Source organism: Metabacillus indicus LMG 22858 (assembly GCF_000708755.2).
GTDB lineage: Bacteria > Bacillota > Bacilli > Bacillales > Bacillaceae > Bacillus_P > Bacillus_P indicus.
Window position 1 is genome coordinate 292,959 of sequence record NZ_JGVU02000007.1, and the last position, 10,361, is coordinate 303,319.

Here is a 10,361-nt window from a genome sequence, read left to right on the forward strand (position 1 = left end):
CTCCCGCTCTTATTTCGTCAGCACTTCTTCCTTTTCATGAGGCAATTCTGTATCCGGATAAATCTCTGTCGGATATTTTCCTGTAAAACAAGCCAGACACTGTCCGCGGCGCTCGCCTTCATACTTTCGTCCAATGCCTTCGAGCAGCCCTTCGACACTGAGGAATGTCAGTGTGTCCGCTCCGATGATTTCCCTGATTTCTTCCACTGAGTGCGTCGCTGCAATCAGCTCTTCTGTAGAGGATGTATCAATTCCGTAAAAGCACGGGTTGCTGATGGGCGGAGACGTAATGCAGACGTGCACTTCCGTTGCTCCCGCTTCTCTAAGCATGTTCACGATTCTGCGGCTCGTCGTACCGCGGACGATGGAATCGTCAACCATGACAACGCGCTTGCCTTCAACTACTCCGCGGACAGCCGACAGTTTCATCTTCACGCCCTGCTCCCTGAGTGACTGGGACGGCTGAATGAACGTTCTGCCAACGTAGCGGTTTTTGATCAGGCCAAGCTCATACGGTATCCCTGAGGCCTCCGCATAGCCAATGGCAGCTGAAATGCTTGAGTCCGGAACGCCTGTTACAACATCTGCTTCAAAAGGCGCTTCAATGGCCATGCGCTTGCCGAGATTTTTCCGGGCAGTGTGCACGTTGATGCCGTCGATGTTGCTGTCAGGTCTTGAAAAATAGATGTATTCCATGCTGCAGATGGCGCGGTTAACGTTAACGGAAAAGCGTTCTGACTGCAGCCCGTCATCATTGATGATAAGCAGTTCACCCGGCTGAACCTCGCGGAGGTATTCAGCGCCGATAATATCAAAAGCACATGTTTCAGAAGCCACAACATAAGCGTCTCCGAGCATGCCGATTGAAAGAGGGCGCAGTCCGTTCGGATCAAGGGCAACCATCATTTCTGTTTCTGTCATGATCAGGAATGCGTAGGCACCTTTAATCATGGTCAGGGCATTTTTAATTTTATCCTTAAGCGAACTGTAGCCGCTTCGTTTGATAAGGTGGGCAAGCACTTCTGTGTCGGAAGTGGACTGGAAGATACTCCCCTGGTGCTCAAGCTGATGCTTCAGTCCGTTCGCATTTACAAGGTTTCCATTATGGGCAAGGGCAAGGCCGCCGCTTTCTGAGCGGAACAGGAGGGGCTGAACATTTTCAAATCCTCCGCCGCCCGCTGTCGCATAGCGGACGTGGCCGATTGCGCCTTTTCCCTTGATGTCATTCAGGCGCCCGCCGCTGAATACTTCCGTAATCAGGCCCTGGCCTTTGACGCATGTCAGCTTGCTGCCGTCTGTTGACACAATGCCGGCGCCCTCCTGGCCGCGGTGCTGAAGACTGTGCAGGCCGTAATACGTAATTTGGGGAGCTTCAGAGTGTCCCCAAATACCAAACACTCCGCACTCTTCATTTAGTCCTCTGATCTCAGCAAGCATGGAATCGCTCCTCTCCAGGCCGCTTCAAGCTCAGCTGCTTCAGCCTGAACAAGAAGGTCGCCTGCTCCGTTTTTCACCGTGAAGATGCCATCTCCTGTGACACGCCCGATCAGTGCAGCACCTGTCAATTCTTCAAAAGACGTCTTGTGTTCAGGTTTTATTGTCAGGATGAAACGGGATTGTGTTTCGCTGAACAGGGCAGCAACAGCTTCACCGTCAATTGTCAAATCTGCGCCAAGTCCGTTTGTGCCGAATGTGCTTTCAGCTGCAGCTACTGCAAGGCCGCCCTCTGCAACGTCATGCGCTGATGAAACAAGTCCTGCACGGATAGCTGCTGCTACTTTTGCCTGGCGGTCTGCTTCCACTGCAAGATCAAGCTCAGGTGCTTTGCCGAAGATTCTGCCGTATGTCAGCTTTTGAAGCTCGCTTCCTCCGAACTCATTCTTCGTTTCGCCAAGTACATAAATCAGGTCTCCCGCTGCTTTGAATGATTGAGTCGTAATGTACTTCGTATCTTCTATCAGACCGACCATGCCGATGACCGGTGTCGGATAAACAGCCGTGCCGTTCGTTTCATTGTACAGAGAAACATTTCCGCCGATAACCGGTGAATTCAGCACGCGGCACGCTTCACTCATGCCGTCAGCTGCTTTTTCGATCTGCCAGAAAATCTCCGGCTTTTCCGGATTGCCGAAGTTCAGGCAGTCTGTCACAGCAAGCGGTTTTCCTCCTGAGCAGACAATGTTGCGCGCTGCTTCTGCAACAGCAATCATGCCGCCTGTTTCAGGATCGAGGTAAAGATATCTTGAATTGCAGTCTGTCGTCATGGCAAGTGCTTTGTTCGTATCGCGCATGCGGAGAACAGCAGCGTCTGATCCCGGTGCCACAACCGTATTTGTGCGGACCATATAGTCGTATTGATCGTACACCCATTCTTTGCTTGCAATCGTCGGCTGCTTTAAAAGACTGATCAGCGTTTCTTTTAAGTCGCCCGTTTCAGGTGCGGTTTGTTCCATAGCCTGAAATTCTTTATAGTAGGCAGGCTCAGCTGAAGGCTTGTGGTAAACCGGCGCTTCTTCCGCAAGCGCATCAACTGGAATTTCCGCCACAACTTCTCCTTTATGAAGAAGACGGAGCATTTTATCGTCTGTTACAGTGCCAATTGCTTTTGCTTCAAGCTCATATTTGTCAAAAATGTCGGTGATCTCCTGCTCGCGTCCGCGTTCTACAACGAGAACCATCCGCTCCTGTGATTCGGAGAGCATCATTTCATAAGGTGTCATGCCCGCTTCGCGCTGAGGCACTAAATCTAAGTTGAGCTCAATGCCGGATCCCGCTTTACTCGCCATTTCAGCTGTCGAGCTCGTCAGTCCCGCTGCTCCCATATCCTGAATGCCGACAAGGGCATCACATTTAATAACCTCTAGACAAGCTTCAAGCAAAAGCTTTTCCATGAAAGGATCTCCGACTTGTACGGCCGGACGGTTTTCATCAGATGAATCCGTCAGTTCCTCTGAGGCAAAAGTAGCGCCGTGAATGCCGTCGCGTCCTGTTTTCGCTCCAACATACATAACGGTGTTTCCGATTCCTTTTGCCACGCCTTTTTTAATATCCTCATGGTTGATTAGACCAACACACATGGCGTTTACAAGCGGATTGCCGTCATAGGAAGGATCGAACTGGATTTCGCCTCCTACTGTCGGGATCCCGATGCAGTTTCCGTAGCCTGCGATTCCTGCTACAACCTCTTCAAACAAGTAGCGCACACGCGGTGACGTCAATTCCCCAAAGCGCAAAGAGTTTAATAGAGCAATAGGACGTGCTCCCATTGAAAAGACGTCACGGATGATGCCGCCTACGCCTGTCGCCGCACCCTGATAGGGTTCAATCGCAGAAGGGTGATTGTGGCTCTCGATCTTAAACACAACAGCCTGGCCGTCTCCGATATCAACAATTCCTGCGCCTTCTCCCGGCCCCTGAAGAACATGCTCCCCTGAAGTCGGGAACTTCTTAAGCACCGGCTTTGAGTTTTTATAGCTGCAGTGCTCTGACCACATAACAGAGAAAATGCCAAGCTCTGTATAGTTCGGCAAACGGCCCATGATGCCTTCAATCATGCTGAACTCATCATCACTGACGCCGAATTGGCGGTAGATTTTCTCTTCTTTGATCATTTGCTGAGTTGGTTCAAGCAGTAGTGACATGAGATTCCCTCCAGTTTTTCACGATCGATTTAAACAGCTTCAGTCCGTCAGCGCTGCCGAGCAGCTCATCAACTGCACGCTCAGGATGCGGCATCATGCCAAGAACATTGCCCTTTTCATTCACAATCCCGGCGATATCTACTAAACTTCCATTCGGATTATTTTCATAGATGAAGACGATTTGATTGTTTTCTTTTAATCTCGCTAATGTGAGTTCATCACAGTAGTAGTTTCCTTCTCCGTGTGCAATCGGCACTGAAATGACCTGTTCTTTTTCATAAGCAGAAGTAAACATTGTCTTGTTATTTTGAACGACAAGATTTGTCGGGCGGCAAATGAACTTCAGGTTCTCATTGCGTTTCATCGCACCAGGCAGAAGACCCGCTTCAAGCAGAATCTGAAAACCGTTGCATACGCCGAGCACCGGTTTGCCAGCTTCGGCTGCTTTCACAACTTCCTTCATAACGTTTGCAAAACGGGCAATCGCCCCGGAACGAAGGTAATCCCCATAAGAGAATCCTCCGGGAAGCAGAATGCCGTCAAAACGGCTTAAATCGGTCTGATCATGCCATACGTATTCAGCTTCTTCTCCAAGTTCATCCTTGATGGCGTGAAACATATCGATGTCACAGTTTGACCCCGGAAAAACGATAACGGCGAATTTCACTGTGCCACAACCTCCTCCACCTCATAGCGGTAGTCTTCAATCACAGTGTTGGCCAGAAGCTTTTCACACATTTCGCGGACCGTCGCATCCAGGTCACGCTCCGTTTTTTCAATCGCAAGCTCCATGTACTTTCCGATCCGGACATCGCTGACCTCTTTGTAGTTCATGCTGTGCAATGCGTGCTGCACCGCGCTTCCCTGCGGATCTAAAACGCTCTCTCTGAGTGTAACGAATACCTTTACTTTGTACATGCTGCTTCTCCTCCTAAACGGTTTAAAATCACTGAATATGCATCTGTTAAACTGCCAATATCCCGGCGGAATACATCTTTGTCAAACTTCTCATTCGTTTCTTCATCCCACAGACGGCAAGTATCCGGTGAAATCTCATCTGCGAGAAGAAGTTTTCCTTCACTCGTCAATCCAAATTCCAGTTTGAAATCTACTAAACGGATTCCGCACTGCTTAAAGTGGGAAATGAGGACATCATTAACTTTTAACGCAGCTGTTTTCAGCTCCTGTACCTGCTCTTTCGTCGCCGCTTCAAGCACGTCGATATGATCTTCAGTTATGAGGGGATCCCCAAGAGCATCATCTTTGTAGTAAAATTCAACAATCGGCTTTTGAAGCGGTGTTCCTTCCTCAATCCCCAGCCGCTTAGAGAGGCTTCCTGCCATAATGTTGCGCACAACAACCTCAAGGGGAACAATGGTTACCTCTTTGACAAGCTGCTCTGTTTCTGAAAGCTTTTTAATAAAATGACTCTCAATCCCCTTCTCAGCAAGCTTCTCAAAAAGCAGCGATGAAATCTCATTGTTCAGGCGGCCTTTCCCTTCAATCTCTGCCTTCTTCCCGCCATTAAACGCGGTTGCGGAATTCTTATATGAAACAAGCAAAACGGATTCTTCATTCGTGCGGTAAATTCTCTTTGCCTTTCCTTCATAAAGCAGGTTCAATTTTTCGGTTGTCATGCCTTATCCTCCTTGTAACGACTGAATATTGGGAACTTTCGAAGTGCGGAATCGCCCGGTTAGCTCCGGGAGCCAGATAAGGATCCGACAGAAAAGGCGCTTTTTGCCTTTACTGGCGGAGCTGTTCTGGCAGAGGAGCTGGGCGATGGAGCCGGACAACCTCGAAGTGCGGAAGCACCCTGTTTAGCTCTGAAGGGCAGAAAAGGATCCGATGGAAAAAGCCGGTTTTGCTTTTTTCGGCGGAGCCGTTCTGGCCGAAGAGCTGGGTGCTGGAGCCGGACAACCTCGAAGTGCGGAAGTACCAGGTTTGCCAAACAGCACGTACTCCGCTTTTTAAAAAAGAGGCAAATATCTCTATTTACCTCTTCTGTAAAAATGTCCGCTTACAGACCTAAGCGTTCAAAAATGGTATCGACACCTTTTAAGTGATAGTTGTAGTCAAAGCAGTCAGCAATCATTTCAGCTGACAGACGGTCTGTAATCGTTCCGTCTGCTTCTACAAGCTCGCGGAACGGCACTTGTCTTTCCCATGCCTCCATTGCCTTCGGCTGAACAAGATCATATGCCTGCTCGCGTGTCATACCTGAATCAATCAAAGCAAGAAGAACGCGCTGAGAGTAAATCAGCCCAAGTGTGCGGTCCATATTACGTTTCATGTTTTCAGGGAACACCGTCAGGTTCTTCACAATATTGCCGAAACGGTTCAGCATGTAGTTAAGGGCAATCGTCGCATCAGGAAGAATAATGCGCTCTGCAGATGAATGTGAAATATCACGCTCATGCCACAGCGGAACGTTCTCATAGGCTGTCAGCATATGTCCGCGGATGACTCTCGCAAGACCTGTCATGTTCTCAGAGCCGATCGGGTTGCGTTTATGCGGCATAGCAGAAGAACCTTTTTGGCCTTTTGCAAAGAATTCCTCAACCTCGCGTGTTTCACTCTTTTGAAGACCGCGAACCTCTGTTGCGAATTTTTCGATTGAAGTTGCAATTAATGCAAGTGTGCTCATATAATCGGCATGGCGGTCACGCTGAAGAGTCTGAGTCGAGATTGGCGCAGCCTGAAGCCCTAATTTTTCACACACATATGCTTCAACAAAAGGATCAATGTTTGCATATGTACCTACAGCACCTGACATTTTGCCGAACTCAATGCCTTCTGCTGCACGCTTGAAGCGCTCAAGGTTCCGCTTCATTTCCTCATACCATAAGCCAAGCTTCAGTCCGAAGGTAGTCGGCTCAGCGTGCACCCCGTGTGTGCGCCCCATCATGACTGTATATTTGTGCTCGATCGCTTTGTTTTTCAAAATCTCAACAAAGTTTTCGATGTCTTTTAAGAGAATCGCATTTGCCTGTTTCAGAAGATAAGACAACGCTGTATCCACTACGTCTGTAGATGTTAATCCGTAATGAACCCACTTTCGCTCCTCGCCAAGCGTTTCAGAAACGGCTCTTGTGAAGGCAACCACGTCGTGGCGTGTCTCTTCTTCAATTTCCTTAATGCGGTTCATATCAAAAGATGCATTCTGGCGGAGCAGTTTTACATCTTCTTTTGGAATATGTCCAAGCTCAGCCCATGCCTCGCAAGCAAGTATTTCTACTTCCAGCCATGCCTGGAAACGGTTTTCCTCCGTCCAGATCGCACCCATTTCAGGTCTTGTGTATCGTTCAATCATTGATAAATCCTCCGTTCTATTGTTGACCCCATAAGTTATTGATTTCTTTTTCTTTTTGGTCAATGCTCTCTGTTAAAAAAGTGACATGCCCCATCTTCCGTCTGTGCTTTGCCTCTTTTTTACCGTACAAGTATATCTTACCTTCACTGAATAACGAAAGATTATTTGAAATCAGAGGCATATGTTCGCCTAAAACGTTCACCATGATGCCGGGATGCAGCAAAAGTGGCTTCCCAAGCGGCAGATTGCATACAGCACGGATATGCTGCTCAAACTGATCTGTTTCACAGAGATCTATTGTGTAATGACCTGAATTATGAGGCCTCGGCGCAAGCTCGTTAATTAAAATGCTTCCCTCTTCTGTGACAAACATTTCAACTGCAAGCGTGCCGACAAGGTTAAAAGCAGCAGCGAGCTGACCAGCCTGCTTCTCTGCTTCACGGGCTGTTCCTTCCCCGATTCTTGCAGGTACAATGCTCTGATGAAGAATGTTGTTGACATGAACGTTCTCCGCAATAGGGAAAGAACGGATTTCTCCATCTGAGTTTCTGGCCACAATAACCGAGATTTCTTTTACAAACGGCACCCACTTTTCAAGGATGCAGGTTCCGTTTTTCAGAAGCTCTGCAGCTGTTTTAAGGTGGTCGTTATGTCTAATTACCGCCTGCCCCTTACCATCGTAGCCACCGCGGCACGTTTTCAATACACATGGAAGCTCAAGTTCCTCTGCAGCGGAGGCAAGCTCCGTTTCTGTTTCGACAATCCGGTAGTCTGCAACAGTGCACCCGGCATCTGTGATCGCTTTTTTCTCTGTGCCTCTATCCTGTGTCAATGACAGAAGTGCAGAACCCTGAGGCAAATAGGCATTTGCTTCAATCCACTTTAAAGCCTCGTAATCTATGTTCTCGAACTCATACGTAATCACATCGCTAAGTTCTGCAAGTTTCTTAATAGCTTCCAAATCGTTGTAGGAGGCCGTTATTTCATAGTCTGCAAGCTGACCGCACGGTGAATTAGGAGTAGGGTCCAGCACAGCAACGTCATACCCCATGCTTTTTGCAGCCACTGTCATCATGCGGCCAAGCTGACCGCCGCCGATGATTCCGATTGTTGAACCAGGCATAATCGTTTGCTTAGACAAGGTCATCACTGCTTTCCAGCACGGTGTTCCGTGTTTTTTCCCGTTTTGCATCAAGCCTTTCAGCAAGAAGCGTATCTGAGATTGAGAGAATCTGGGCTGCCAGCAGGCCTGCATTGACTGCACCGGCCCTGCCGATTGCAACCGTTGCAACAGGAACCCCGCCAGGCATCTGCACGATAGACAGCAGCGAATCCATGCCATTAAGCGCTTTTGATTGAACAGGTACTCCAATCACAGGGAGCGTCGTTTTGGCTGCAACCATGCCAGGCAGATGAGCAGCTCCTCCTGCCCCGGCCACAATTACTTTCAATCCTCTGTTTCTTGCATCTTCTGCATAAGCAAACATATAATCAGGAGTGCGATGAGCGGAAACCACTTTTTTTTCATAAGGCACCTGAAGCTCATCGAGAACTTCGCAGGCGTGCTTCATCGTCTCCCAGTCTGACGTGCTGCCCATTATAATTCCAATCAATGGTTCCATCTATATCCCCCGCCTCTTATCCAGCTGTTCTGGCGTCTTAAAGCAAGACACCCTGCATTTTTTTCTCCATGAAAAAACCGGTCTGCAAACCTTCTCTACAAGAGAAAGCACTGCAAACCGGTCATAAGAACATTAATAAAAAAGCTGTTCCATGTCTGGTCAACGATCACTTTCCCTCATAGTCCAATAATTTACGGTTATCGGGTAGAAACTTTCGGGCCATATTCCCGACTTTATATGAGGTCATTCATTCGTTTTCATATCCAACACAATCATAACAGCATGGTTCAGAAGTTGTCAACGAAAAATCGAACGATGTAATAACTTCTGTATAAAACGTTCGTATTTAGATTAACTTTCCTTCAAAAACAATCTTTTTCCCATAAGGTACCACTTCAATTGAGCCATTTACCTTCTCTTCTTTGAAAATTGGCTCTTCCATTCTTCTGACAGGCATGTAGCCTTCCTTTTGCATGCGGGAAAGGCAGCTGTCGATGCTTTCGCCCTCCCCAACCTCAAACTTTCGCTTTTTCGGCTTGTCCGTCATACCTCAATCTTACCCCTTCTTACCGCCTTCACCCAGAAGCCTCCGTGGATTGTCTTCGGCTCAAACGCAATAATAAACGCCCTGGGATCAAGCTCTTTTATTGCTGCATATAGATTCAGTTCATACTTTCTCGGAGTGAGGATCTGCATCGCAAGCCTGTCACCTTCACGGCCATTCGCCATCCAGTCCGTTACCCCATATCCCTTGTCTCTCAGAATACCAGGCAAGTCCTTCTCGCTTTCAGTCGAAATCACGTTAACTGTAATATACCCGAGAGCAAGCTTTTCCTCAATCTTCATCCCTACAATAACGCCAATTCCGTACCCGACCGCATATGCAATCAAATTCTGAATCTCATTTAAATTATCAAGCACAAGACCAAGGCCGATGACGTAAATGACAACTTCTATCGTACTGATAAAAGCCGCAAGATACCGCTGGCCCTTAAGCGTCAAGATCATCCGTATCGTAAAAAAAGATACATAAACAATATTAATTACCAAGATGATTAAAATCATCATTAAACTATTGGAAAGCAATGAATTTCCTCCTAACATGATGACCTTATACTCTGAGCAGCAAACTGCTCATATTAAAGGTAACAGGTCATATCTTACTAAAGTTTTGGGAAAGAAACAATGGAAGAGGGACAGATAACGGGTGTTTTGTTTTGCTGCTATGAAGGTGGCGGGAGGGGGGGCGATCAATTTAATAAAGATAAATACAAGTGGAGGGGCTTTGTTCAAGACCGGCAGGCAGATGTTTGCTTACCCTCTGATATTGATTTACGGTTTTTGAGGGTACGATTCGGGCGTTTGCTTACCCTCCGGTATCGATTTACGGTTTGGGAGGGTACGATTCAGGCTTTTCCTTACCCTCCGATATTGTTTTACGGTTTGGGAGGGTACGATTCAGGCTTTTCCTTACCCTCCGATATCGTTTTACAGTTTTGGAGGGTACGATTCAGGCTTTTCCTTACCCTCTACTATTGATTTACTGTTTTCCAGGGTAAGATTCCGCATTTTGTTTGTACTAGATGTTCCTAATTTTCTTCTGAACAACAAAAAAGGACAGCATCTCTGCTGTCCTTTTTTCTGCGTGCCTGGCAACGTCCTACTCTCACAGGGGGAAACCCCCAACTACCATCGGCGCTAAAGAGCTTAACTTCCGTGTTCGGCATGGGAACGGGTGTGACCTCTTTGCCATCATCACCAGACAATATGCAATTGGCTGAAAGA

At 47.7% G+C, this 10,361-nt stretch carries 10 protein-coding genes, 1 rRNA gene and 1 riboswitch; all 11 genes read right to left on the reverse strand.

Going from position 1 to position 10,361, the window contains the following annotated elements; translation table 11 throughout:
• Positions 1 to 9: 9 nt before the first annotated feature.
• The 11 genes from purF to rrf all read right to left on the reverse strand — a co-directional run bounded on the left by purF (position 10) and on the right by rrf (position 10,339).
• On the reverse strand, positions 10 to 1,437 hold the full coding sequence (gene purF / locus AZ46_RS18795) for an amidophosphoribosyltransferase (protein ID WP_029285477.1): 1,428 nt from the start codon (positions 1,435 to 1,437) through the stop codon (positions 10 to 12).
• Complete coding sequence (purL, locus tag AZ46_RS18800; RefSeq protein ID WP_029285475.1) at positions 1,413 to 3,641, reverse strand: phosphoribosylformylglycinamidine synthase subunit PurL; 2,229 nt, start codon at positions 3,639 to 3,641, stop codon at positions 1,413 to 1,415. The genes purF and purL overlap by 25 nt, the downstream gene beginning before the upstream one ends.
• Positions 3,625 to 4,308, reverse strand: a complete 684-nt coding sequence (gene purQ, locus AZ46_RS18805; RefSeq protein ID WP_029285473.1) for a phosphoribosylformylglycinamidine synthase subunit PurQ — start codon at positions 4,306 to 4,308, stop codon at positions 3,625 to 3,627. Before purQ ends, purL begins: the two co-directional genes overlap by 17 nt.
• On the reverse strand, positions 4,305 to 4,559 hold the full coding sequence (gene purS, locus AZ46_RS18810) for a phosphoribosylformylglycinamidine synthase subunit PurS (RefSeq protein ID WP_029285470.1): 255 nt from the start codon (positions 4,557 to 4,559) through the stop codon (positions 4,305 to 4,307). Before purS ends, purQ begins: the two co-directional genes overlap by 4 nt.
• Positions 4,547 to 5,278, reverse strand: coding sequence for a phosphoribosylaminoimidazolesuccinocarboxamide synthase (purC, locus tag AZ46_RS18815; RefSeq protein WP_029285468.1), 732 nt, complete (start codon positions 5,276 to 5,278; stop codon positions 4,547 to 4,549). The genes purS and purC overlap by 13 nt, the downstream gene beginning before the upstream one ends.
• 383 nt (positions 5,279 to 5,661) lie before the next feature.
• Positions 5,662 to 6,954, reverse strand: coding sequence for an adenylosuccinate lyase (gene purB, locus AZ46_RS18820; RefSeq protein WP_029285466.1), 1,293 nt, complete (start codon positions 6,952 to 6,954; stop codon positions 5,662 to 5,664).
• A 16-nt stretch (positions 6,955 to 6,970) separates the two neighbouring features.
• Complete coding sequence (gene purK / locus AZ46_RS18825) at positions 6,971 to 8,095, reverse strand: 5-(carboxyamino)imidazole ribonucleotide synthase (protein WP_029285464.1); 1,125 nt, start codon at positions 8,093 to 8,095, stop codon at positions 6,971 to 6,973.
• Positions 8,088 to 8,576: a 5-(carboxyamino)imidazole ribonucleotide mutase gene (gene purE, locus AZ46_RS18830; protein ID WP_029285462.1), complete on the reverse strand. Its 489-nt coding sequence runs from the start codon at positions 8,574 to 8,576 to the stop codon at positions 8,088 to 8,090. The genes purK and purE overlap by 8 nt, the downstream gene beginning before the upstream one ends.
• A gap of 159 nt (positions 8,577 to 8,735) precedes the next feature.
• Positions 8,736 to 8,837, reverse strand: a riboswitch (purine riboswitch).
• An 85-nt stretch (positions 8,838 to 8,922) separates the two neighbouring features.
• Positions 8,923 to 9,123 carry an NETI motif-containing protein gene (locus AZ46_RS18835; RefSeq protein WP_029285461.1) on the reverse strand — a complete coding sequence of 67 codons (201 nt, stop codon included), beginning with the start codon at positions 9,121 to 9,123 and terminating at the stop codon, positions 8,923 to 8,925.
• Positions 9,120 to 9,662, reverse strand: a complete 543-nt coding sequence (locus AZ46_RS18840; protein ID WP_029285459.1) for a DUF2179 domain-containing protein — start codon at positions 9,660 to 9,662, stop codon at positions 9,120 to 9,122. The genes AZ46_RS18835 and AZ46_RS18840 overlap by 4 nt, the downstream gene beginning before the upstream one ends.
• A gap of 561 nt (positions 9,663 to 10,223) precedes the next feature.
• Positions 10,224 to 10,339, reverse strand: a 5S ribosomal RNA gene (gene rrf, locus AZ46_RS18850).
• Positions 10,340 to 10,361 lie beyond the last annotated feature (22 nt).